Genomic DNA, 24,727 nt, shown 5'->3' on the forward strand with positions numbered 1-24,727 from the left:
CGCGCCGTCCCGCCCGCGCGCGGTCGCCGGCGGTCGGTCCGGCCGCCCCGGGCGCGTCGCGGCGCGGCGAACGCCACATCGAGATTGCCGTAAATGGCGAGGTAGGAGGTCATATGGGATGCTCGGCTCGCGGGCCGTGCCGGCGGGACGTGTAAGTTCCGGGGCCGAGAGCCATTGAAGGGACCGATCCGGTGAACAAGAAGCTTTTGGCCGCACTGTCCGGCGGGGCGGCGCTCGTCCTGGCCCTGACGGGGTGTGACAGCGGTGGCGAGGACAAGGGCAAGAAGCTCGACGACTGGGCCAAGAACGTCTGCGACACGATGCAGCCCCAGGTCAAGAAGATCCAGCAGGCCAACGCCTCGATCACCTCCGTGCGCACGGAGGAGGACTCGAAGAAGGTCCAGCGGACGGACTCGGCCGCCTTCCAGGCCAACGTCGATGCCTACAACGCCCTCGCCCGGTCCGTGCAGAACGCGGGCGCGCCGCCCGTCGACGACGGCAAGGCCAACCAGGAGGACGCCGTCAAGGCGCTCAAGGACCTCTCCGCGTCGTACAAGACCCTGAAGACGAAGGTCGACGCGCTCGACACGTCCGACCGCGCCAAGTTCTCCGAGGGGCTCAAGAACATGGCCGCCGACCTCGGGAAGCTGAGCGGCAAGAGCGGTGACGCGCTCAAGAAGTTCCAGTCGGGCGACGCCGGTCAGGCGATGGCGAAGCAGGAGTCCTGCAAGATCCCGGCGACCATGCCGCCCGCGCAGGTCTGATCCTCCCGGGGCGCCGGCGCGGGAGGCGGCGGCGGGCTGTCACGGATTGTCAGTGGCGCCCCCGACAATGGTTCCGTGAGTACGCTGCCTTCCGCCGACGCACCCCTCGACCCCGCGCGCACCGCCCGGTTGCGCGAAGCCCTGCTCGCCGCGGCCTTCACGGCCGACGGCCTGCTCGACCTGCTCGGCGCTCCTGCCTACGCCGCGCTGGCGCGCAGCGAGACGGTCCCCGCCCTGCGCGCCACCCGGGGGGACGGTCCGCTCGAGACCCTGGTCCGGCTCTTCCTGCTGCAGCGGTCCGTCCCCGCCGCGCGCGCCGCCGCCGCGCTGCCCCTGGAGGACTGCCTCGCCGACAACTGGCTGGTCCGGGACGGGGACTCCGTCCGGGCGAGCGTCGACGTGCGCCCTTACGGCGGCCCCGAGGGGCAGGACTGGTGGATCGTCTCCGACCTGGGCTGCGCGGTCGGCGGCGCGGGCGGCATCGCCGGGGGCGGGACGGGCCCGTCGGGCACCAGCCGTTCCGAGCTCGTCCTCGGTGTGGGCGGCGCCTCCACCACGCTCGCCGGCATCACGATCCGCACGCCGGTGGGGAGCGCCCTCGACCTCGGCACCGGCTCCGGCATCCAGGCGTTGCACGCGGCCCAGCACGCGGGCCGCGTCACCGCGACCGACCTGAACCCGCGCGCCTTGCGCTTCGCACGGCTCACGCTCGCGCTCTCCGGCGCGCCGGAGGCGGACCTGCGCCAGGGGTCGCTGTTCGAGCCGGTGGCGGGCGAGACGTACGACCTGATCGTCTCGAACCCGCCGTTCGTCATCTCTCCCGGGGCCCGGCTCACCTACCGGGACGGCGGGATGGGCGGGGACGACCTGTGCCGCACGCTGGTGTCCCAGGCAGGGGACCGGCTCAATGACGGCGGTTACTGCCAACTGCTGGCCAACTGGCAGCACGTCGAGGGGGAGGACTGGCGGGAGCGGCTGTCGTCCTGGGTGCCGGCCGGCTGTGACGCCTGGATCGTCCAGCGGGAGGTCCAGGACGTGGCCCAGTACGCCGAGCTGTGGCTGCGGGACGCGGGGGACCACCGCACCACCCCCGAGGAGTACGCGGCGCGGTACGACGCCTGGCTCGCGGAGTTCGAGGAGCGGCGGACGAAGGGGGTCGGTTTTGGCTGGATCACGCTGCACAAGTCGGGCTCCGAGCGACCCTCGGTGATCGCCGAGGAGTGGCCGCACCCGGTGGAGCAGCCGCTGGGGGAGAGCATCCGGTCGCATTTCGAGCGGCAGGCGTTCCTCCGTACGCACGACGACGCGGCGCTGCTGGAGACCCGTTTCCGGCTCGCCCCCGAGGTCGTCCAGGAGCAGGTCGGGCTGCCCGGTGCCGAGGATCCGGAGCATGTGGTGCTGCGGCAGAACCGGGGCATGCGCCGCGCCACCAAGGTCGACACCGTGGGAGCCGGGTTCGCCGGCGTCTGTGACGGGACTCTCAGCGCGGGCCGCATCCTCGACGCCATCGCTCAGCTCGTCGGTGAGGATCCGGTCCTGCTGCGCGACCGGACGCCCGAGGCGATCAGGCTCCTTGTGGAGCAGGGCTTCCTGGAGCCGGAGGCGTAAACCGGTGGCGGGATGAGCCCGTCGGCCGCGCGTGCGTTGGGCCCGAGGCGACGGGCCGGACGGCCGGCGTACGGAGCGGGATGTTCCGTAGGCAATGCGCGGCCGCCCGCCCGGTGAACCGGAGATGACCTGCCGGGGAGCGGCGGGGCGGCCCCGACCGTATATGACCGAAAGAGAGCGGTTGGCTGAAAGTGGAGGGAGAGAGGGGTGGGAGGGTTCGGGTGGTGACGGACTCTGCTCGGAGTGCGTCCGGAATCCTCCGTCCACCCGGGCCGGTCGAAACGCCGGATGGTGATGTTGATCGCCCCGTGAGGCGTGTCCCGTATCGTCCGGTTACCGTCGCCTCAGTGCGGTCGGAGGCGCGATCCTCCTGATGGTGTGACGGTCCGGGCGGCAGACAGGACGCTTGTCGGGTTACCGTTCGAGTGGCGTTGCGGGCTTTCCCCGTTTGACACGGGGGCGGGATGTACCGTCACACTCCGCAGCGTTACCGCAACTCCCATGCCGATTGCGACCGGAAGAAGAGCGAAGTTGTCCCCGACCAGCGAGACCGCACAGGGCGGCCGCCGACTCGTCATCGTCGAGTCGCCTGCCAAGGCGAAGACGATCAAGGGCTACCTCGGCCCCGGATACGTCGTCGAGGCGAGCGTCGGGCACATCCGTGACCTGCCGAACGGGGCCGCCGAGGTTCCGGCGAAGTACAAGGGCGAGCCGTGGGCCCGCCTGGGCGTGAACGTGGACGCGGACTTCCAGCCCGTCTACGTCGTCAACGCCGACAAGAAGGACCAGGTCAAGAAGCTCAAGGAACTGCTGGCCGAGTCGGACGAGCTCTTCCTCGCCACCGATGAGGACCGCGAGGGCGAGGCCATCGCCTGGCACCTCCAGGAAGTGCTCAAGCCCAAGGTCCCGGTCCGCCGGATGGTCTTCCACGAGATCACCAAGGACGCGATCCAGGCCGCCGTGGCCCACCCGCGCGAGCTGAACAAGAAGCTCGTCGACGCCCAGGAGACCCGGCGCATCCTCGACCGCCTCTACGGCTACGAGGTCTCGCCCGTCCTGTGGAAGAAGGTCATGCCCCGGCTGTCCGCCGGACGGGTGCAGTCGGTGGCCACCCGGCTCGTCGTGGAGCGGGAGCGCGAGCGGATCGCGTTCCGCTCCGCCGAGTACTGGGACCTCACCGGCACCTTCTCCACCGGCCGTGGCGGTGACGCCGCCGAGCCCGGCACGTTCGCCGCGCGACTGTCCGCCGTGGACGGCCGGCGGGTCGCCCAGGGCCGCGACTTCGGTTCGACCGGGCGGCTCAAGGACACCTCCCAGGTGCTGCACCTGGACGAGGCGAACGCCCGCGCGCTGGCCGCCGCCTTGGCCGACGCCTCGTTCGCCGTGCGCTCGGTCGAGTCCAAGCCGTACCGCCGCTCCCCGTACGCCCCCTTCCGCACCACGACCCTCCAGCAGGAGGCGTCGCGGAAGCTGGGCTTCGGTGCGAAGGCGACCATGCAGGTGGCCCAGAAGCTGTACGAGAACGGCTTCATCACCTATATGCGTACGGACTCCACGACGCTGTCCGACACCGCCGTCACCGCCGCGCGGGCGCAGGTCACCCAGCTCTACGGGGCCGACTACCTGCCGGAGAAGCCGCGCACCTACGCGGGGAAGGTCAAGAACGCGCAGGAGGCGCACGAGGCCATCCGTCCTTCGGGTGATCGTTTCCGCACCCCCGCGGAGACCGGTCTGACGGGCGACCAGTTCCGGCTCTACGAGCTCATCTGGAAGCGGACCGTCGCCTCCCAGATGAAGGACGCGGTCGGCAACTCGGTCACCGTGAAGATCGCGGGCCGTGCCTCCGACGGCCGGGACGCCGAGTTCAGCGCCTCCGGCAAGACGATCACCTTCCACGGCTTCATGAAGGCGTACGTCGAGGGCGCCGACGACCCGAACGCCGAGCTCGACGACCGCGAGCGCCGGCTGCCGCAGGTCACCGAGGGCGACGCGCTGACCGCCGAGGAGATCACCGCCGACGGCCACGCCACCAAGCCCCCGGCCCGCTACACCGAGGCGTCGCTGGTCAAGGAGCTGGAAGAGCGCGAGATCGGCCGCCCGTCGACCTACGCGTCCATCCTCGGCACCATCCTCGACCGCGGTTACGTCTTCAAGAAGGGCACCGCGCTCGTCCCGTCCTTCCTGAGCTTCGCCGTGGTCAACCTGCTGGAGAAGCACTTCGGCCGGCTCGTCGACTACGACTTCACCGCCGCCATGGAGGAGGACCTCGACCGCATCGCCCGCGGCGAGGCCCAGGCCGTGCCGTGGTTGCGCCGCTTCTACTTCGGCGAGGGCTCGGGGGAGGTCACCGGCCGTGCCGCCGAGGCGGGCAACGGCGACGGTGACCACCTCGGCGGCCTCAAGGAGCTGGTGACCGACCTGGGCGCGATCGACGCCCGGGAGATCTCCTCGTTCCCCGTCGGCGAGGGCATCGTGCTGCGCGTCGGCCGCTACGGCCCGTACGTCGAGCGCGGCGAGAAGGACACCGAGGGCCACCAGCGCGCGGACGTCCCGGACGACCTGGCGCCGGACGAGCTCACCGTGGAGTACGCGGAGGAGCTGTTCGCCCGGCCCAGCGGCGAGTACGAGCTGGGCACGGACCCGGAGACGGGTCACCCCATCGTCGCCAAGGACGGCCGTTACGGCCCGTACGTGACCGAGGTGCTGCCCGAGGGCACGCCGAAGACCGGCAAGAACGCGGTCAAGCCGCGGACGGCGTCGCTCTTCAAGTCGATGTCCCTCGACACGGTCACCCTCGACGACGCGCTGAAGCTGATGTCGCTGCCGCGCGTGGTCGGCACCGACGCCGAGGGCGTGGAGATCACCGCGCAGAACGGCCGCTACGGGCCGTACCTCAAGAAAGGCACCGACTCGCGCTCCCTGGAGAGCGAGGACCAGCTCTTCAGCATCACGCTGGAGGAGGCCCTCGCGATCTACGCGCAGCCCAAGCAGCGCGGCCGGGCCGCGGCCAAGCCGCCGCTGAAGGAACTGGGCACCGACCCGGTCAGCGAGCGTCCGGTGGTCGTCAAGGACGGCCGCTTCGGTCCGTACGTGACGGACGGCGAGACCAACGCCACGCTGCGCCGCGACGACGACGTGGAGACGATCACGCCGGAGCGCGGGTACGAGCTCCTCGCGGAGAAGCGGGCCAAGGGGCCGGCCAAGAAGACCGCGAAGAAGACGGCGGCCAAGAAGGCTCCGGCCAAGAAGACCGCCGCGAAGAAGACGACCGCCAAGAAGACGGCGGCGAAGAAGACGACGACGGCCAAGGCGGCCACCACGAAGAAGGCGGCGGCCAAGAAGACCGCGGCCAAGGCGGCGGCCGCGGCTCCGGCGGAGTAGCCGGCAGGCACGGCGCCGGCACTGCCGGCGGGCGGTGCGCACGCTGTGGCGTGTGCCACGTGTGTGGCGAGTGCCTCTTCGTGGGGTGAGCGCAGTGGGCGGCGGGCCGGATTCCGGTTCCGCCGCCCGGTCGTATCCGGGGCCGGGCGGCTGCTGCCGCCCCCGTCGTTCGAGCGCGCGTTCGTCGTGGCGGTTCGTATTCAGACGCTCCGGATAGGCTGGCAGGATGACGCGAGCCGAGCAGCCAACAGTGGTGACCTCTCCCTCAGGGGCACTGGCCGCGGACTCCCGCGAGCGGGCCGTCCGCGCCCTGCTGCGCATTCCCTCCTTGCGACGGCTGTGGAGCGCCCAGGCCGCCGGGGGTGTCGGCGACGCCCTCGGCCTGCTCGTCCTGCTGCTGCTGGCGCTCCAGGCGGCCGTCACCGCCGGGTCCTTCGGCGGCGGGTACCGGGGCGCCGCCTTCGCCGTCGCCGCCGTCCTCGGCGCGCGACTGCTCGCGACGCTGCTCCTCGGCGCGGTCCTGCTCGGCCCGCTCAACGCGCTGCTGGCGCCCTCGGGTCCGCTCGACCGGCGCTGGACGATGGTCGGTGCCGACGCCGTCCGGGCGCTGCTGCTGGCCGTCGCCCCCGTGTGGATCGACTTCACCGAGTCCAAGGCACTGGCATCGCTGCTGGTCACCGCCTTCCTCATGGGCGTCGCCGAGCGCGTGTGGACCGTGGCCAAGGACGGCGTGGCGCCGACCCTGCTGCCCCGGCCGCCCCTTGAGGGCGCCGCCGTCCGGCCCGTCCCGGACCACGGCGACGCGCTGCGGCGGCTGACGCTGCGCACGTCCTTCGTCGCCCTGCCGGCCGCCGCGGCGGCCCTCGTCGCCATCACGCTCGTGAGCAACCTGCTGGGGTCGGGCATCGACTGGTTCCACATGCACCAGCCGGCTCTCGGCTCGTACCTCGCGGCGGCCCTGTTCAACGCCTCCGGCGTGATCGTCTACTTCCTCGCCCTCCCCGGCGCGCGCGAGCTGACCGTGCGCTCCCCGCTGGAGGCCCTGCGCCGGCCGAAGCGTGACGAGGCACCCGACAAGGGCCGGACGGGCGGCGCGCCCGTCTTCGTCCTGTCCTGCGCCGCCGTCGCCGGGGCGGTCGCCGCGGCGTTCGGCGTCGCCGTCCTCCAGGCCTACGACCTGGGCGGCGGCCCGGTGGCCTTCGGGCTGCTGGCCCTGGCCCTCACCGGCGGACCCGTCCTCGGCATCCGGGGCGCGGGCCGTGTCCTCCCCGGGTTCTCGCGCCGGAGGCTGCTGGCCCTTTCGCTGGCCGTGACGGGCGTCGCGCTGCTGGTCGCCGGGCTGGTGCCCGACGCCACGACCGTGCTGCTGCTGGTCCTGCTCGCGGGCGTCGCCGCCGGCGTGGTGGCCAACACCGGCCACGCCCTCCTCGACCAGGAGACCGAGGAGGAGCGGCGTCCGCGCACCACCGAGCACCTGCACGCGGTCGTCGGGATCACCGTGGCGCTGGCCGCGGTCGTCGCCCCCGCCCTCGCCGCGCTCATCGGCCCGCACCGGACCGAGAGCGGCAACTTCGTCTTCGACCACGGTGGCGCGGCCTTCACCCTGATGCTGATCGGCGCGCTGCTGCTGCCGGTGGGCGCGCTCGTCCTGGGCAAGACCGACGACCGGCACGGAGTGCCGTTCCACCGCGACCTGCTGGACGCCGTCCGCGACGGCGACCCGGTCGAGACGACCGCGGCCAACGGTTTCTTCCTGGTCTTCGACGGCGGCGACGGTGCCGGCAAGTCCACCCAGGTGCAGGCCATCGCCGAGTGGATCCGCTCCAAGGGCCACGAGGTCGTCGTCACCCGTGAACCCGGCGCCACGGCCATCGGCAAGCGGCTGCGCGCCATCCTGCTCGACGTCGCGTCGGCCGGGCTCTCGGACCGCGCCGAGGCGCTGCTGTACGCCGCCGACCGCGCCGAGCACGTCAACGCCGTCGTCCGGCCCGCCCTCGAGCGCGGCGCGGTCGTGATCTCCGACCGCTACATCGACTCGTCCGTCGCCTACCAGGGCGCCGGCCGTGATCTGTCCCCGACCGAGATCGCCAGGATCAACCGCTGGGCGACTGAGGGGCTCGTTCCGCATCTGACGGTGCTGCTGGACGTCTCGCCGGAGACCGCGCGTGAACGGTTCACCGAGGCGCCGGACCGGCTGGAGTCCGAGCCCGCCGAGTTCCACCAGCGGGTGCGGAAGGGCTTCCTCGCCCTGGCCGCCGCCGACCCGGCGCGCTACCTCGTCGTCGACGCCGGACAGGAGCCGGAGGCCGTCACCACCGTCGTGCGCCACCGCCTCGACGAGGTGCTGCCGCTGTCCGCCCAGGAGATCGAGGCCCGTGAGGCCGCCCGCAGGGCCGCCGAGGCCGAGGCCCGCCGCAAGGCAGAGGAGGAGGCGGCACGCAAGGCCGAGGAGGAGCGGCTGGAGCGCGAACGCCAGGAGCAACTGGCCAAGCTGCGCGCGGAGGAAGAGGAGCGCAAGCGCCGGGAGGCCGAGGAGGCCAGGCGCCTGGAGGCCGAACGGCAGGCGGCGGAGGCGCGCGAGCGCGCCGAGGAGGCACGCCGGCTCGCGGACGAGGAGCGCAAGCGCCGCGAGGCGGAGGAACGCGCCCGGGTCGCCGAGCAGGAGCGGCTGCGCAAGCAGGCCGAGGAGGAGGCGCGGCTGCGCGCCGAGGCCGAGGAGCGGCGCAGGGAGAAGCAGCGCAAGGCCGAGGAGGCGCTGCTGCGCGCGGAGGCGGCGCGCACGGCGGCGGACGGGGCCGGGAAGGCCGCTGGTACCGCTGCCGAGGCGACCGGTACCGCTGCCGAGGCGGCCGGGGGCGCTCCCGCTTCCGGCGGCGGCGCCGGTTCCGGTACGCCCGATGAGGCACCCACGGTCGAGCAGACGGCGCTGCGTGCGGGCGGCGTCGGTGATGCGGCCGGTGCCGACGGAAACAAGGCTGACGAAGCGACCGGTACCGGTCGCGCCGGTGATGCGGGTGCGACGGGGAAGACCGCCGATCTCTCCAAGCGGACGAAGGCGGCCGACGCCGGATCCCGGGCTCCCCGCGCCGGGGCGAAAGCTTCCGACGCTGAGCGGACCGAGCAGCTCCGCGTCCCGCCCGTGCACCGTCCGGACCCGCGCGAGACGCTCATCATGCGGGACGCCGACGAGACGCTGACCGTCCCGTCGCCGCTGGTGCACCGCAAGGATCCACAGGAAGCGGACCGAGGCCACGGGGCGAGCAGGACGGGCGTGTCCCGCACCGCGGATGCCGGGCCCGGCGCGGCTGACGAGGCTCCCGACTCCCGCCGGGCCGCCGAGGCCGACGACGCCGAAGCGGAGACGACCGTGCTGCCGACCACCGGCCCGGCCCGGCCGGCGGGCGGACCCGTCGGCGCGGAGGACGAGACGGCGTACCTGCCGCCGGTGCGCTCGGACGGGTCCGCGCCGGCCGAGGGCACGGGCGTCACTGAGACTGCCGGTGCTGCCGGTGCCTCCGATGCCCCTGATGCCGCCGATTCCCGCGGCGCGGAGGACGAGACGAGGGTGCTGCCGCCGGTACCGACGCTTCCGCCGCCGGTCCAGCGGGTCACCTGGGGGCTGCGGCCGGAGAAGAACGACGCGGACGCCGCTTCGAACGCGGCCGGAGCGGCGGGTAAGACGGCAGGGCCGGCGAACGCCCGGCGGGCCGAGGACCCGGTGGACCGGGTCCCCGACTGGCTGTTCCGCCCGGACGACACCGCCGGGTCCGCCCGTTCCGGCGCCCCCGCGGGTAAGCCCGCCGGGCGGACGGAGCGCGCGGCACCGACGGGACGCACGTCACCGGCGCCCGCCGGAGACCACACTCCGGCGGACGAGGCGGACAGCATGCGCACGCGCGAAATGCCGCGCCCCGGTGCCGACGCGGACGCTTCGGCGGAAGCGGCGGAAGCGGCGGAGCGGGGGCGCAAGGCCCGGCGCCGCCCCGAGTGGGCCGAGGGCGGCCGGGAGGGCGACGGCGCCGAGGCGCCGACGCTCGCCGACGACCTCTTCGGACGGCGGGACGGCGGCACCGGTGACGGCTCGGACGGCGGCACCGCCGGACGGCGCAAGGACCGCTGAGCGATCACGGGCGCCCGCCGGTGCGGGCGCGGCACTGCGGCGGGGTCCCTGCGGGGACCCCGTTGTCAGTGGGCTGCTCCACAATGGGTGACCGGGCAGGCCGCAGGACGAACGGGCGCGGAGGACAGTCATGGCGGTATGGGACGACCTGGTCGGGCAGGACCGGGTCACGGAGCAGCTCGCCGCTGCCGCCCGTGACGCGGACGCGCTGGTCACGGCCGCGGACGCGGGCCACGCGAAGGGGGAGGCCGTGGCGTCCGCCGACGCGTCCGGCTCCCGGATGACGCACGCCTGGCTGCTCACCGGCCCCCCCGGTTCCGGCCGCGCCACCGCCGCCCGAGCCTTCGCGGCGGCGCTCCAGTGCCTCAGCCCCGACCGGGCGCTCCCCGGCGGAGCGCCGGGCTGCGGCTTCTGCGACGGCTGCCACACGACGCTCGTGGGGACGCACGCCGACGTGGAGATCATCCGCACGGACCTCCTCTCGATCGGCGTCAAGGAGACCCGCGAACTGGTCCGGCGCGCCCAGCTCTCGCCGGCCGGCGGCCGGTGGCAGGTGATCGTCCTGGAGGACGCCGACCGCCTCACCGAGGGCGCAGGCAACGTACTGCTCAAGGCCGTGGAGGAGCCCGCTCCGCGGACCGTCTGGCTGCTGTGCGCCCCGTCGCTGGAGGACGTCCTCCCGACGATCCGCTCCCGATGCCGGTCGCTGACCCTGGGCACGCCGTCGACCGCCGCCGTCGCCGACCTCCTGGTCCGGCGGGACGGCGTCGACCCGGAGCTCGCCGCCCGGGTAGCCCGTGCCACGCAGGGCCACATCGGCCGGGCCCGCCGCCTGGCCACGGACGAACGGGCCCGGGCCCGCCGCGCCTCCGTCCTCAAGCTGCCGCTCCGGGTCGACGACGTGGGCGGCTGCCTGAAGGCGGCCCAAGAGCTGATCGACGCGGCGACCGAGGACGCCAAGCAGGTCGCCGAGGAGGTCGACGGCAAGGAGACCGAGGAGCTGCGGGCCGCCCTCGGCGCCGCGGCCGGCACCGGCGGGCGCCTCCCGCGCGGCACGGCCGGCGCCATGAAGGAGCTCCAGGACAAGCAGAAGCGCCGGTCCACCCGCACCCAGCGCGACAGCCTCGACCTGGCCCTGACCGAGCTCACCGGCTTCTACCGCGACGTCCTCGCCCTCCAGCTCGGCTCCCGCGTCGAACTCGCCAACGCCGACGACCGCGACACCCTCCAGCGCATCGCCTCCGCCTCCCGCCCCGAACACACGCTGCGCCGCATCGAGGCCATTAGCGCCTGCCGCCAGGCCCTCGACCGCAACGTGGCACCCCTGCTCGCCGTCGAGGCCATGACGATGGCGCTGCGGGCGGGCTGAGGAGGAGGCTGCCGGGAGGGGGCCGGGCGCGGTCTCCTGTCGGCCCCCTCTTCGCGGCTCAAGAGGGAACGAAAAAACCCAGGTCACACTGGGTGTGACCTGGGTTTCGCCGGAGCCGCCTGCGGGATTTGAACCCGCGACCTACGCATTACGAGTGCGTTGCTCTGGCCAACTGAGCTAAGGCGGCAAGCTGCCCGGCCAAGATTGGCATCAGCAGCGGGCCCAAGTCTACACAGTTCCGGAGGGTGCTCCGTACCGGGCGGTCCTAGGGGCGTATGAGCAGGCCAGAGCGGGTGGTCGCGGGTTGTCGAGGGGGGCGAGGGGTGTGGGTCAGGAGCAGCGGAGGCCGGGGCGAGGGGGAGTGTCGGTGAGGAGGTACGAGTTGATCGCGGCGTCGACGCAGGCGCTGCCGCGGGTGTACGCGGTGTGGCCGTCGCCTTCGTAGGTGAGGAGCCGGCCGGACGAGAGCTGGGAGGCGAGGGCGCGGGCCCAGGGGTAGGGGGTGGCCGGGTCGCGGGTGGTGCCGACGACGAGGATGGGCGCCGCGCCGCGGGCCGTGATGCGGTGGGGGTGGCCGGTGGCGTGCGTGGGCCAGTACGCGCAGCTCAGGGAGGCCCAGGCGAGGGCTTCGCCGAGGACCGGTGAGGCCTTGCGGAAGGCCGGGAGCGCCTGGCGGACGTCGGTCGGGCCGTGAAAGGCGGAGGGCGCGTCCAGGCAGTTCACGGCGGCGTTGGCGGCCATGAGGTTGGAGTAGGAGCCGCTCGCGTTCCGCTCGTAGTAGGCGTCGGAGAGGGCGAGGAGCACGGCCCCGTTGCCGTCGGCGGCCAGGGCCAGGGCCTTGCGGAGGACGGGCCAGGCGCCCTCGTCGTACATGGCCGCGATCACGCCCGTCGTCGCCAGTCCTTCGGTGAGCCGGCGGGACTGGCCGGTGGGGAGCGGGTGGGCGTCGACTCCCGTGAGGAAGGACCGCAGGCGGTTCCCGGCGTCCGTGACCCCGGAGGTGCCCAGCGGGCAGTCGGAGTGCCGTGCGCAGTCGCGGGCGAAGGCGGCGAACGCGGTCTGGAACCCGGCCGCCTGTTCGCGGTTGACGCGCTCCGGGCTGAGGGAGGGGTCCAGCGCGCCGTCCAGCACCAGCCGGCCGACGCGGGAGGGGAAGAGTTCGGCGTAGGTGGCGCCGAGGAAGGTGCCGTAGGAGGCGCCGACGTAGTGGAGCTTGTCGTCGCGGAGCAGGGCTCGCAGTACGTCCATGTCCCGGGCCGCCTCGACGGTGGAGACGTGCCGCAGGATCCTGCTGGACCGGGCCGCGCAGCCGTTGGCGAACTTCTTCAGGTTCGCCACGAAGCGGCGGGTCTCCGCGGCGTTCACGGGCGTGGGGTCCGACTGGGCGTAGCCGTCCATCTCCCTGTCCGACAGACAGGTGACCGGGGTGCTCCGGCCCACGCCGCGCGGATCGACGGCGACCAGGTCGTAGCGGGCCCGGACGGACGCCGGGTACTTGGAGGCCGCGTGGCCCTGAAGGTAGCCGATCGCGGAGCCGCCGGGTCCGCCCGGGTTGACCAGCAGGGATCCCAGGCGTTTGCCGGGTCCGGCGGCTTTTTTGCGGGAGACGGCGAGGGTGATGTCCCCGCCGCGGGGGACGGAGTAGTCCAGCGGGACCTTCATGTCCGCGCACTCGAACGCGGCGCTTTTGCCGCCGCCGCAGGAGCGCCAGCGCAGCTTCTGTCCGTAGTACGGACGGAGGGGCTCGGCGAGCGTGGCGAGGTCGCCGTCGGCGGTGTCGGCGGTGTCGGTGGCGGCGGTGGAAGCGTGGACGGCCCCGCCGGGTTCGTCGCGGTCTCTCGGCGCGGCGGCGGCCGGCCCGGGGCCACCGGCGGCCAGTGCGGAGAGCAGGAGGGCCGCGGCGGCGGCCAGGGTGCCGGAGGTACGGAGCAGGCGGCTGTTGTCCATCGGCAGGTCCCTCTGTGTGGCAGACAGGTGGGCGTGCGGCGTACGGCGACCACCGGGAACGCGGTGGTTCTGACCGCATACGGGCGGTTCGCGAGCCGTACCGGGCCGGGCACGGGTGTACGGAGAGTATCCGGACGCACACCGGAAAGGGGTCGTCCTGGTCGTCAGGTCGCCTCGTACGAGTGAGGATTCACCCGCGCTGTGGTGTGCGGGGGTCTCCTGTGCTGGGCCGGCCGACGGGAAGGTAGGGGAGGTGGTGGTGGTGGGGCGCGAAGGGATTTCCGTGACCTCTTGACTCTGGATATAGGCGGAGCAAACTGGACATAGACCAGCCAACGGTGAGAGCCGCACCGTCGATGAAGACGTTCATCGGCCCGAGTGACCCCCATCTCGTCGACTGGCCAGGCCCCCGGGAGAGCCCCTTCCGGGATCGGAGCGCTGGGTGACGGCCCGGGTTCGCGGTCCGGAGTGGAGCACCGGGGGCTGCCGTGCGTACGGCCGGCAGTCGATGGGGTTGTCCGTCGCCCCCTTCAGGTGGTTGACGGTGCGCCGGAGCACGGCCGGGCCCCGGGTCGAAAGTGTGATCGAGGCTCCGCATAATGGCGCGGTCGGCGAAAGTGGGGCCGGGTGGCGTCTTGCCCCCGGTTGGGGCGCCGACGCTCTATCCGGGGGGAACATGTCACGCGATCATGGCGTCGCGCCGCGCCATCGTGTCACCACGCAGTACGGACAGGCTGCCGAGGCCATCGAGCTGGAGGGCGTCGGGAAGACCTACGGCATCGCGGGTGCCTCGTCCGCCGTCCGCGCGCTCGACGACGTCTCCGCGACGTTCGGGCGTGCCACGTTCACCGCCGTCATGGGGCCGTCCGGTTCCGGCAAGAGCACGCTGCTCCAGTGCGCCGCCGGGCTGGACCGGCCGGACACGGGCCGGGTTCGTGTGGGCGGTGTCGATCTGGGACCGCTTTCCGAGAAGCAGTTGACGGTCTTCCGGCGGGAACGGATCGGCTTCGTCTTCCAGGCGTTCAACCTGCTCGGCTCACTGACCGCCGCCCAGAACGTCGGTCTCCCGCTCCGGCTCGCCGGACGCCGGCCGGACCGCCGTGCGGTGCGCGAAGCCCTCGAACAGGTGGGGCTGGCAGGGCGGGAGGGGCACCTGCCGTCCCAGATGTCAGGCGGGCAGCAGCAGCGCGTCGCCATCGCCCGCGCCCTGATCGCCGAACCGCAGGTGGTGTTCGCGGACGAACCGACCGGCGCCCTGGACAGCGGCAGCGGCCGGACCGTCCTCGAACAACTCCGCACCCTCGTCGACACCCAGGGCCGAACCGTCGTCATGGTGACCCACGATCCCGGGGCCGCGTCCTGGGCCGACCGGGTCCTCTTCCTCGCCGACGGGCGGATCCGCGACGAACTGCACGGCGCGAGCGCCCAGCGGATCGCGGAGCGCATGGCCGGTCTCGAACCGGCCCGCGCCCACCCGGGTGGCCGCGGCACACCGGCGCAGGAATCGCCGGAGGCCGGCCGGCCGCACGTGCGCGGTGCGGCCGGCCATGATCCGGGCGCTCACGCCGCGCAGGCCTTCGGGCCGGCGGACCACGGCTCGGGGAGCCTGCGTTGAGCGGCGGGAACGGCTCGGGCCGTCGGCGCGTGAACGGCATGGGGAAGGGCGAAGACGACGGGGCCGGCCCCGCGCGACGCCTTGACGTGAATGACGGCGGTGGCAGTGGTGACAGAGGAGGCAGCGGGGGCAGTGGTGTCGGCGACGGCAAGGGCGGCGCACGCCGCACGGACGCGCCCCAAGACCGATCCGCCACGCCTCACGACGCGTCCGGCACGCCTCACGACGCGTCCGGAACGCCTCGCGGCCTGCCCATCGCCCTCCTGCTCCCCGTCGCCGCGGCCTCGCTGCGCAAACGGTGGACCGTCTTCGCCGGTTCGTTCGTCGCGCTGACCCTCGGCGTCGCCCTGATCGGTGCCACCGGCCTGCTCATCGACGCCGCCGCGGACGTGGAGAGTCCCGACCCGGCCGCCCCCTCGCTCAAGAAACTGCTCACCTTCACCGCGGGCGTCTCCGGCTTCGTCTCGGTCTTCGTCGTCGCCTCGACCTTCGCGTTCGCGGTGGCCGCCCGCCGCCGGGAGACCGCGCTGCTGCGTGCCGTCGGGGCCACGCCGCGCCAGGTCGGAGGGCTGGTGCTGGGCGAGGCGCTGCTGGTCGCGGTGGTGGCGTCCGGCTGTGGCGCGCTGCTGGCGCCGGTGCTCACGCCGGTCCTCGCCGGCTGGCTCGTCCGGCGGGGCGTCGCCCCGGACGGTTTCTCCGCCCCGGTCACGCCCGGCCCCCTGCTGGCCGCGATCGCCGTCGAGGCCGTCGTCGCGCTGCTGGGCGCCTGGGCCGCGGCCCGGCGGGCCGGGCGCGTGCGCCCCACCGAGGCGCTCGGCCGGGCGGCCGTGGACCGGGGGCGGACGACGGTCGGCCGCGTCCTGTGGGCCGTCCTCGCCCTCGCGGCCGCGGTCGCCGTCCCCCTGCTGCTGGCCGCGATGCCCGAACCGCTGCGGCGGGACCCCCAGTTGCGGGACCCGCGCAACCTCCCCGACTGGGCCCTGGTCTGCGACCTGCTGTCCATCACCACGGTGGCGCTCCTGGCCCCGCTGCTGGTCCCGCCGCTGGTCCGGCTCCTCACCCTGCCGGTGCGGCTGTGCGCCGGCGCGGTCGGGCTGCTCGCGCGGCAGAACGCGCTCACGGCCGTCCGCCGCACGGTCTCCACCGCCACCCCCGTCTTCCTCGTCGTCGCCCTCGCCGGCAGCGTCGTGGGTTCCACCGCCGCGTTCGCCGAGGCCCGGGACGCGCAGACGCGGGCCGCGCTGCGGGCCGACTGCGTCATCGAGGCGGACGGCCCGGACGGCATCCCGCCCGAGCTCTCTTTCAAGGACCCCGAGGGCTTCGGGGAGCCCGAGGGACTCAAGGAGCCCGAGGGCCGGGGCAGGGACGCGGGGAAGGGCGGGTCCGCTGCGAACGACGGGCGCGGTGAGGCGGAATCCCACGGTCTGCTGGGCCGGTTCGGGCGGATGAGCGAGAGCGACCGGATGGGCCTGCGCGTCACCGCCGTCGCCGACACGCCGCTGACCGGCCTCGGCGAAGGCGCGGGGGACACGGGCACGGACGTCTCGGCCACCACCGCGACAGTGATCGACGGTGACATCACCAGGGCCTGGGACATGCCGGTGGAGGCCGGTTCCCTCGCCGACCTCAAGGGGCCCGGGACGGTGGCCGTCTCCGCCGGTCTCGCCAAGAGCCGGCACTGGCGGACGGGCGACCGCCTGACCGCCGGCCTGGCCGACGGCGCGAAGGCCACCCTGCGGGTGGTCGCGGTCGTCCGGACGCCGCTGAACCTGTCCGAGGTGCTCGTCCCGTACGTGGCGGTGGCCGGCCACGACCGGTCCCTGCGGGCCGCCACCGCCTACCTGTCCTCGGAAGACAACGGGTTCACCTCCGAGGTGCACGCGGTGGCGATCGAAGAAGGGCGCGGCGGCGGGGTGCGGGTGACGTCCGCCGCCGAGTGGACGGGCGGCAACGACAGTCCGCAGAACCGTTACTTGTGGGTCGCCCTGGCCGCCATCCTGGGGCCCGCGGTGCTGTACGCGCTCATCGCCGTCGTCAACACGATGGTCATGTCCACCGGCGACCGCCTCCGTGACTTCGCGACGCTGCGGCTCACGGGCGGCAGCGACCGACAGGTCCTCGGCATGGTGGCCGGGGAGGCGGTTCTGACGACGGCGACGGCGGCGGGGCTCGGGCTGCTGGTCACGCTGGCCACCCAGGCGACGACGGCCTGGCTCTACAACCGGTGGATCGACGGCGCGGCCGTCTCCGGCCTGCGGCTTCCGTGGGCGGTGATGTGCACGGCCGCCGGTACGTGCCTCGTCCTCGCCCTGCTCGCCTCGCTCGTTCCGGCCCGGCTCGCCCTGCGCGGACGGGCGTTGGACGCGGCCGGAGGGCGGGAGTGACGGGTGCCGCGTGGAGGGTGAGGAAACCCGAGCGGTGGAAGGGGAGCGAGGGGCGAAGGTGATCGGAATCGGCGCTTCCGAGATGATGCCCACGTCCCGGCGATCTCGTACCGGTGGCGGCACTTCGACGGCGCACGGCCAGGAAAGACGGAAAGACACGTGAACAACCCCAACCCTTCCCACGGGTCGCAGGACGCCCATGAACCACAGGGCGCCGACGGTGGGCAGGACGGATCCTCGGCACCGGACCGCGAGTTGGCGCTGTGCCTGTCCCTGGGCCTGGCGGCTGGTGTGGTGCTCGGTCTGCTGATCGACGACATCGGGCTCGGCCTGTCCTTCGGCGTCGGACTCGGTGGCCTGGTCGGCGTGGTCCTTCGCACGCGGCGGGACCGGGCCGGGGAACAGACGGCACCGGACGGGGGACCGGCGGGACCGGACGGGGGACCGGCGGGACCGGACGCGAGACCGGGTGACGGCACCGGCAGCGCCTGACCTGTTCCGAGGCGATGGCCGACCGGTGAGATGACCGAGGCACCGGCGTAGGGGCGGGCAGTGCGTCGCCCGGCGTGGTGGCGGCGTGAGGTGAGGGGCGCGTGCGCCGGGTGGCGGCGCGGGGACCGGCGCATCAGCGCACGTGCGGAGTGGCGGTCACCGGTCCGGGGCAGATCGGCGGGGCGGCATACGAAAGATCCGGCAGCGCCGCGAGAGGAGCCCACCATGCAGCGCGGTCCACGCATCCTTCACCGTTCGCCCCGCTTCTTCCGCGTATTCCGCGCCCTCTCCGTCCACCCCGACCCATGCGTCCGCGGGGAACAGGACACGACGCCCGCCCGACGCATCTCACGTACCCGTCGCTCCCCGCGCGTCGGCGGCACCCGCTCCTTCCACCGCGTGCTGGCGACGGCCGCCGCGACCGCGCTGCTCGGTCTGGCCGGCGTCGCGCTCGCGGCCCCGGCGCAAGCGGAGGTCGACCTGAATCTCCTGGGCGGCGTGGCCGGCGTGGGGATGAACGGAACCATCAGCGTGCAGGTACTCCGTATCGATCTCCTCCATCTCGACAACCCGCTGCAGGGCGTCGTCTGAGTCGTTCCGTGAGTCGGCCGGATTCCTCTCCTCCCCGTTGCCCGGTACTCCCTCCCACGCGATGATCACGTCTCGCAGTGCATCGATCACGCAGAGGACTGGAGATCGGACATGGCATTCCGCATCACGCTCCGCGCCGTCGCCCCCGCCCTGGCCGCCGCCGCGCTGGGCCTCACCATGGCCCAGGGCGCCCCGGCGTCCGCGGCGCCCGGCCACCAAGCGGCCATACCGGCGCACACGGCCCTGAGCGCGCGCCCGGGTACGAGCGCGCACGCGGGTACGAGCGCCTCTGTCACCGCCTCCATCGCCGCCGCCACCGCGACCGCCCCGGCACAGCGGACGGCCCCGGCACAGCGGACGGCCCCGGCGCAGCGGACGGATCCGGCCGACGACAACCCCTTCCGCGCCATGGAGTTGGCGGGCCTGAAGGCGGAATACCGCTTCATGTGCCCGGCGGGGCACTGTGTGGGGTACTGGTCGCTCGCCCTCACCGAGGACCGTCTCAAGCGGCAGTACCGGGGTGGTGAGTTCTTCGCCTACGCGCCGGCGCGCGGCGAGTTCGGCTTCTTCGTCGACGCCGACATCGTCCGGCGCACGGTGAGGGACCCGCGGCAGGTCCGGCTGGTCGACAGTGACTTCACCCGCCGGAACCCGCGCGTCGAGATCCGCTACGGCAACCCGGACCGGCCTCGCGCGGCGGAAGTGGTCGCCACGGCCACGACGTGGATGTGACGACCGCGCCGGCTCGGCCCGTCCTGGCCCGGCTCGGCCCGGCTCGGCCCGGCTCGGCCCGTCCTGGCCGGCCGCATGGTGAGCGCCTGCCCGCCCGGACCCATCGGGTGATCGCCCCGGCGGGCGCGTTCCGCCACGCGTCGTCGTGACCGACCACCCCGGCCCTCAGGGCGTCCGGGCGTGCATGGCGTCCCGGTCGTCCCGAGCGGCGAAGAGGCCGGCCGGGCCGAAGGCCCGCTCGGCGAAGCGCTCGCCGATGCGGCGGTGGCCGTCGTCGTCCGGGTGGAGGCCGTCCGGGTGCGGCACCTCGGCGAAGTCGGCCTCGCCGTAGAGCGCGAGGCCGTCCAGGTAGTGCAGGTGGGGGTCCTCGGTCGCCCGTTGCGCGGCGATGCGGGCCAGTTCGTCCCGGATGACGGTGAGTGTCAGGCGGGTGGGGTCCGACGGGTCGCCGAGGGCCCGGAAGGACATCCGGCCGCCTTCGAACTCCGGCATGAGCGGCCCCGGGGTGTTCTCCTGCATCGGGCAGTAGACGGGCGAGACCAGCAGCAGGGGCGTGGTGGGGTGTCCGTCGCGGATGGTGTCGAGGAAGCCGTGGACGGCCGGGGCGAAGGCGCGTCGCCGCATCAGGTCGGTGTTGACGAGGTTGATCCCGATTTTGACGCTGATCAGGTCCGCGGGCAGGTCGCGCATCGTGCGCGCCATGAACGGGTCGAGCAGGGCGTTGCCGCCCAGCCCGAGGTTGACCAGGTCCACTCCGCCCAGGGCGGCGGCCACCGCCGGCCAGGTCCCGGTGGGGTGGGTGGCCGCCGAGCCGTGGCTGATGGAGCTGCCGTGGTGCAGCCAGACCGTGCGGCCCCGGTCGGGCACCGGTTCCACGGGCGCGTCCGTGCGGAGGGCGACCAGTTCCGTGGTCTCGTCGTGGGGCAGCCAGATCTCGACGTCCTTCGGCTCGCCGGGCAGCCCGTCGAACCGGAGGGTGGCGGGCGGGCCGGGTGTGACGACGGAGGACTGGGTGGACATGTCGACCGTCCGGACGTTGCCGCCCGTGACGCCGGCCCGGCCGGCCGGACGGCCGTCGACGACCAGGTCGTACACGCTGGACGGCCGTGCGGGGAAGCCCTGGTAGACCGTCTTCGTCGGGAGGACGTCCAGCTCGACGGCGGTGGCTTCGGTGCGGAAGACCACACGGACGCCGGAGGGGTGGGACTCCATGGTCATCAGGTGCGCGTCCGGATACCGCTGCCGGACCGGGGTGGGCAACCGGTGCGGCATCAGGCCGTGTTCGGTGCGCTCCCACTCCAGGGCGCCGCGCAGGAAGCGGTCGTCGAGCGGGGTGGTGATCCAGTCGGTCATGTCGGACTCCTCATGGGGCTGCACGTCACCTGGGGGCCGGCGTCCCGTCGGGTCGCCGGCCGGGTGGTCACCGCGCGGTGGCGCGGTCTCACGGGATCACGGGCGGCCGGCCGCCCGGCCGACCGCGATGAGCGGGACGTACCCACCCTAAGTGCCCGCGGAGGTCAGGGACCTGGCGCCCCTTCGGTCACCGGAGCCTCATCCGCGTCACCCCGTCGCTTGCGACCCGTCACCCGCACTCGTCCCCCCGGCGTCCGCGCGCGCCGGGTCCCCGATCTCCGACTCGGCCCGGTCCAGCCAGCCCAGGTACCAGTCGGCGAAGGTCAGCCGGTCGACCCCGTGCCGCCGCATGCGCACCACGCCTTCCCCGACCGCCCGTACGTCGTCCCACATGGTCCCCCGCTCCTCACCGGTCACGGCCAGCAACGAGTAGTAGCCGCAGCCCTGGTGGGTCATGGGCAGCGTTCCCCAGGTCAGTTCGGCGTCGATCTCGTCCCACCGCGCGTCCCAGGCGTTCCAGGCCCGCCAGTACGTCTCGTCGTCGGGGTACGACGCCCGGCGCGGCTCGTTCTCCTCGTGCTCGTCGAGCCGTTCCCGGACGGACGCGGGCCGGAAGGGCCGGGACACCAAGCCCGACGCCTCGCCCTGGGGACCGGTCAGCCGGGGGCTCAGGGGGAACAGGCCGTAGTCGGGCCCCGCCCCGCTCGCCGCCACCTCCAGGAGGAACGAGCGGTAGTCGGCGGGGAGGGGGACGGTCAGGCGCTCCTCGACGCGGGCCATTTCGGTCTCGGTGAGGGGCGGCGCCAGTTCGAAGCGGTGACCGCCGTCGAGCCACACGGCTCCGAAGACGCGGTCCATCACCTCCGGCGTCGACCGGAGGGCCAGCACCCTCTCGCGCACGCCCGCCCATATGCCTGTCATGCCGGCCGACGCTACCGGGACCCGCCGGCCCCTCACATCCCGATTTCGCCGGCCGTCCGACAGTCAGCGTCCGACCCGGTCGTCCAGGAACTCCTCCCACGTGCGGATGCCGAACGTGGCTTCCTCGGACGCCAGGTTCTCGGCGGCCCGGTACGCCCTGCCGACCTTTCCGGGCAGGCGCACCGGCAGCATCGGCCGGTGCTTGCCGGTTGCCCGGAGGTAGCCGCGGGCGAGGTCGCCCATGCCGTGGACGGTCGGACCGGCCAGGTCGGGGACGAGCCCGGCGGGTTCGCCGAGGGCCAGTTCCACGAGCCGCTCGGCGACCTCGCGCGCGTCGACGGGCTGCATGCGGAGCCCGCCGGGTACGGGCACCACCGGCATCTTCGTCATCGTGCGCACCACCTTCAGGACGAGGTCGTGGAACTGCGCCGCCCGCAGCGTCGTCCACGGCAGGCCCGATTCCGCCACGGCCTGCTCCGCGCCCAGCTTGGACCGGAAGTACCCCAGCGGGATCCGGTCCGCGCCGATCACCGAGATGTACACGAAGTGCCGCACCCGGGCCTCGGCAGCGGCTCGGACGAGGTTGCGGGTCGCGATGTCGTCGCCCTTCGGCCCGCCCGCGAGGTGGAGGACGGTCTCGACCCCCGCCAGCGCCGGGGCGAGCGCCCGGCCGCCGTCCTGTGCGAGCAGGTCACAGGTGACGTACTCGACGCCGTCCGCCGGCTCGCGGCCGTTCCTGCTCACCACGCGTACCTCGCGGCCCTCCTGTCGCAGGAGAGGGACGACATGGCCGCCCAGGACGCCCGTGCCGCCGGTGACGAGGATGGGTGACGACATGACTGCTCCACTGTGTTCGGGCCCGGAGGGAAGCCCCGGGCGGGTGCGCCGGTTTCGGTGATCTACTGCTCTGACCCGCGGGGGAAAGGGAATGTGACAGGTGAACGAGCACGATTTCTCAGCCGACCGGTCCTCAGCCGACCGGTTCGAGGAGCACCGAGGCCGGTTGCGGGCGGTGGCCTACCGCATGCTGGGCTCGGTCAGCGAGGCCGAAGACGCCGTTCAGGAGGCGTGGCTGCGCTTCGACCGGACGGACCTCGCCGAGGTGGAGAACCTCGGCGGATGGCTGACGACCGTCGTCGCGCGCGTCTGCCTGAACGCCCTGCGCGCCCGTGAGCACCGGCGTGAGGACCCGCTCGACGCCCTTCCCCTCCCCGATCCGCTCATCCGCCGCGAGGACGTGTCCGACCCCGAGCAGGAGGCGCTGCTGGCCGACTCGGTGGGCCTGGCGCTGATGGTCGTGCTGGAGTCGCTGGCCCCGGTGGAACGGCTCGCGTTCGTCCTCCACGACATGTTCGCCGTGCCCTTCGACGAGATCGCGCCATTGGTCGAACGTTCCGCCGCGGCGACGCGCCAGCTCGCCAGCCGGGCCCGCCGGCGCGTCCAGGGCCAGGCGCCGGCGCCCGACCGCGACCTCGCCCACCAGCGGAAGGCGGTGGACGCGTTCTTCGCCGCGGCACGGGACGGCGACTTCGACGCGCTCGTCGCCGTCCTCCACCCCGACGTCGTCCTGCGCTCCGACGGCGGCACCGCCCGGGCCCGCCGTACGACGACCCTCCACGGCGCCCGCACGGTGGCCTCGCAGGCGCTCACCTTCTCGAAGCTCTCGCCGTTCGTCCGCCCGGTCCTGGTCAACGGCGCCGCCGGCGTCATGGTCGTCGTGAAGGGGCGGCCGCTGTCGGTCATGGCCTTCACGGTGGTGGGCGGACGGATCGTGGCGGTGGACGTGCTGATGGATCCGGAACGGCTGGCCGGGCCGGCCGGTGTGGGGGAAACCGAGGTGTGAGGACGGGCGCGGCTCTCTCGCCGCGCCCGGAGCCCCGCTACGGCACGAACGCCGTCCCGTCGCCGCACGCCGGGTTGGGCAGGCGCGTCCACAGGTCGCCCTGGGTGTGCGGGGAGAGGCGCATGGCGGTCAGGGCCTTCGCGGGGAGCGGGGCGGTGCGGAGGGCGTGGGTCTCGGGGGTGCGGGGGAGGGCGTCGGTGGCGGCGCGGAGGAGGGTGCCGAGCGTGCGGGCATCGCCCGCCACCGGGGCCAGGGCTCCGGTGACCAGGCATGCGATGACCTTTCGGCGGAGGGTGACCGGGTCGTCGGTCAGCAGCCGGCCGGTCAGCGCGGGCTCCGGGATCCCGTGCCGGGCCAGCCTCTTCGGGCTGACGCGGATGTCGGCGAGGTCGCGGTAGACGAGGCGCAGTGGGTGGTCGGCGCGGTCGACGACCACGAGGAGGTTCTGGCCGTGCGCCTCCAGGGCCACCCCGAGGTCGAGCAGGTCGAGGCAGACGCCGAGCGCCAGGCGGGCGAAGCCGACGGCGCGCGTGAGCCGTCCGTCGGGCGGGTGCGAGGACAGCAGGGCCGGGAGGACGGCCACCGGGACGACCCGTTCGCCGGCTGCCGGGTCCCCGTACCCGTACGGCGATTCGCGCAGCACCGCCGCCAGGTCGGCCGTGCCCGCTCCCGCCGCCGCGAGCGTGCGGGCGATGCGCAGCCGGCCGTCCAGCCGGTGGGCGACGCGTTCGGCCAGGTCGGAGGTGGTGAGCGCGTGGGTCACGGAGTACGGCGAGATGTCCCGGACGGCCGACGTCAAGCGGGTGCTCAGCGCCGTCTTGACGTGGACGCTCTCGCCCAGGTCGAGGGTGCGGAGGGACAGCAGGGGGTGGGCCGCCGGGCCCGGGCGCAGCGGGCGGCCGGGAAGTATGTGCTCGGCCTGCCAGGGATGGACGGGCAGCAACACCGCCGAGCCGTCGCGCAGTTCCTCCGGCCAGGTGCCGGTCACCGTTCCGCCCTCCACGGCCGCCAGCCGCAGGGTCACCGTCGGCCGGTGCTCCGGCGCGTAGGCGAGCTGCTCGGCGGCCGAGAATCCCGGCCGGGCGCGGCAGGTGGGGTGGTACGGATGGCCGTCCGTCGGCCACTGTTCCCATGCCCAGGGGGCGGTCGGCGGGCCGCCCGGTGGAGGTGCCGCGTCGGGTTCGCCGCGTGCGGCGCGGGAGAGGGCCAACGACGCGACGCTGTGGGCGAGTTCGGCGGTGAAACGCGGCCCGTTCGGCAGGCCGAGACGGGTCGACAGGTCGGCCATGAGCCGGGCCGGGTGGTCGTGGCGAACGCCTTGCAACTCCAGCGCGGTGACGGTCGTGGCCGTCGACCAGGGGTCGGACGGCGGACCGTGCAGCCGGCGGCCGTCGGACAGGCGCAGGGTGACGCCGTCGCGGTCGCCGGTGCGGGCGGCGATCCAGGGCAGGGGCTCGTGGACGAACCCACGCCACAGGCGGGTCAGTACGGACGCTCTCGCGCCGGGGAGCAGCGCGCGGTAGGGGGCGAGCAAGTCCGGTCGGACCGCTCTCAGTTCGCTGGCGAGGATTCGCTCGGCGGAGGTCCGGCACACGCGCATGTCCTAC

16 protein-coding genes and 1 tRNA gene are annotated in these 24,727 nt (G+C 73.7%); 11 read left to right on the forward strand and 6 right to left on the reverse strand.

Going from position 1 to position 24,727, the window contains the following annotated elements; all coding sequences use genetic code 11:
* The first annotated feature begins 191 nt into the window (after window positions 1-191).
* The 5 genes from ACZ6X9_RS25215 to ACZ6X9_RS25235 all read left to right on the forward strand — a co-directional run bounded on the left by ACZ6X9_RS25215 (window position 192) and on the right by ACZ6X9_RS25235 (window position 11,242).
* On the forward strand, window positions 192-764 hold the full coding sequence (locus ACZ6X9_RS25215; RefSeq protein WP_469780266.1) for a small secreted protein: 573 nt from the start codon (window positions 192-194) through the stop codon (window positions 762-764).
* 75 nt (window positions 765-839) lie between these two features.
* Window positions 840-2,372, forward strand: a complete 1,533-nt coding sequence (locus tag ACZ6X9_RS25220) for a DUF7059 domain-containing protein (RefSeq protein WP_469780267.1) — start codon at window positions 840-842, stop codon at window positions 2,370-2,372.
* A gap of 531 nt (window positions 2,373-2,903) precedes the next feature.
* Window positions 2,904-5,753: a type I DNA topoisomerase gene (gene topA, locus ACZ6X9_RS25225; protein ID WP_469780268.1), complete on the forward strand. Its 2,850-nt coding sequence runs from the start codon at window positions 2,904-2,906 to the stop codon at window positions 5,751-5,753.
* Window positions 5,754-5,979: 226 nt separating this feature from the next.
* Window positions 5,980-9,873, forward strand: coding sequence for a dTMP kinase (gene tmk, locus ACZ6X9_RS25230; RefSeq protein ID WP_469780269.1), 3,894 nt, complete (start codon window positions 5,980-5,982; stop codon window positions 9,871-9,873).
* A gap of 130 nt (window positions 9,874-10,003) precedes the next feature.
* A complete protein-coding gene (locus ACZ6X9_RS25235) occupies window positions 10,004-11,242 on the forward strand; it encodes a DNA polymerase III subunit delta' (RefSeq protein WP_469780270.1) in 1,239 nt (412 codons plus the stop codon).
* A gap of 113 nt (window positions 11,243-11,355) precedes the next feature.
* Here ACZ6X9_RS25235 and ACZ6X9_RS25240 read toward each other — a convergent pair.
* Both ACZ6X9_RS25240 and ACZ6X9_RS25245 read right to left on the reverse strand, forming a co-directional pair.
* Window positions 11,356-11,429 (reverse strand) — tRNA-Thr (locus tag ACZ6X9_RS25240).
* Between the two features lie 143 nt (window positions 11,430-11,572).
* Window positions 11,573-13,189 (reverse strand): alpha/beta hydrolase, encoded by a 1,617-nt coding sequence (locus ACZ6X9_RS25245; protein WP_469780271.1) that lies wholly within the window; start codon window positions 13,187-13,189, stop codon window positions 11,573-11,575.
* Between the two features lie 676 nt (window positions 13,190-13,865).
* Between ACZ6X9_RS25245 and ACZ6X9_RS25250 the strand changes: the two genes are divergently transcribed.
* The 5 genes from ACZ6X9_RS25250 (at window position 13,866) to ACZ6X9_RS25270 (ending at window position 19,003) form a co-directional block, all read left to right on the forward strand.
* Window positions 13,866-14,804, forward strand: a complete 939-nt coding sequence (locus tag ACZ6X9_RS25250; RefSeq protein ID WP_469780272.1) for an ABC transporter ATP-binding protein — start codon at window positions 13,866-13,868, stop codon at window positions 14,802-14,804.
* Between the two features lie 38 nt (window positions 14,805-14,842).
* Window positions 14,843-17,188 carry an ABC transporter permease gene (locus ACZ6X9_RS25255; RefSeq protein ID WP_469780273.1) on the forward strand — a complete coding sequence of 782 codons (2,346 nt, stop codon included), beginning with the start codon at window positions 14,843-14,845 and terminating at the stop codon, window positions 17,186-17,188.
* A gap of 159 nt (window positions 17,189-17,347) precedes the next feature.
* Complete coding sequence (locus tag ACZ6X9_RS25260; protein WP_469780274.1) at window positions 17,348-17,680, forward strand: hypothetical protein; 333 nt, start codon at window positions 17,348-17,350, stop codon at window positions 17,678-17,680.
* Between the two features lie 225 nt (window positions 17,681-17,905).
* The gene (locus ACZ6X9_RS25265; RefSeq protein WP_469780275.1) at window positions 17,906-18,271 is read left to right on the forward strand and encodes a hypothetical protein; all 366 of its coding nucleotides are present in this window, start codon (window positions 17,906-17,908) and stop codon (window positions 18,269-18,271) included.
* A 111-nt stretch (window positions 18,272-18,382) separates the two neighbouring features.
* Window positions 18,383-19,003 (forward strand): hypothetical protein, encoded by a 621-nt coding sequence (locus ACZ6X9_RS25270; protein WP_469780276.1) that lies wholly within the window; start codon window positions 18,383-18,385, stop codon window positions 19,001-19,003.
* A gap of 165 nt (window positions 19,004-19,168) precedes the next feature.
* Here ACZ6X9_RS25270 and ACZ6X9_RS25275 read toward each other — a convergent pair whose 3' ends face one another.
* The 3 genes from ACZ6X9_RS25275 to ACZ6X9_RS25285 form a co-directional block, all read right to left on the reverse strand.
* Window positions 19,169-20,356 (reverse strand): GDSL-type esterase/lipase family protein, encoded by a 1,188-nt coding sequence (locus tag ACZ6X9_RS25275; protein ID WP_469780277.1) that lies wholly within the window; start codon window positions 20,354-20,356, stop codon window positions 19,169-19,171.
* Between the two features lie 207 nt (window positions 20,357-20,563).
* Window positions 20,564-21,277, reverse strand: a complete 714-nt coding sequence (locus ACZ6X9_RS25280) for an SMI1/KNR4 family protein (protein WP_469780278.1) — start codon at window positions 21,275-21,277, stop codon at window positions 20,564-20,566.
* Between the two features lie 63 nt (window positions 21,278-21,340).
* Window positions 21,341-22,114, reverse strand: a complete 774-nt coding sequence (locus tag ACZ6X9_RS25285) for an SDR family oxidoreductase (protein ID WP_469780279.1) — start codon at window positions 22,112-22,114, stop codon at window positions 21,341-21,343.
* 100 nt (window positions 22,115-22,214) lie between these two features.
* Between ACZ6X9_RS25285 and sigJ the strand changes: the two genes are divergently transcribed.
* Entirely contained in the window at window positions 22,215-23,120 is a 906-nt protein-coding gene (sigJ, locus tag ACZ6X9_RS25290; protein WP_469780280.1) for an RNA polymerase sigma factor SigJ, read from the forward strand.
* Window positions 23,121-23,157: 37 nt separating this feature from the next.
* On the opposite strand, the gene ACZ6X9_RS25295 is transcribed toward sigJ, so the two are convergent.
* Window positions 23,158-24,720, reverse strand: coding sequence for an IucA/IucC family protein (locus ACZ6X9_RS25295; RefSeq protein WP_469780281.1), 1,563 nt, complete (start codon window positions 24,718-24,720; stop codon window positions 23,158-23,160).
* Between the last annotated feature and the right edge of the window lie 7 nt (window positions 24,721-24,727).

This window comes from Streptomyces sp. NPDC052910 (genome assembly GCF_055585605.1).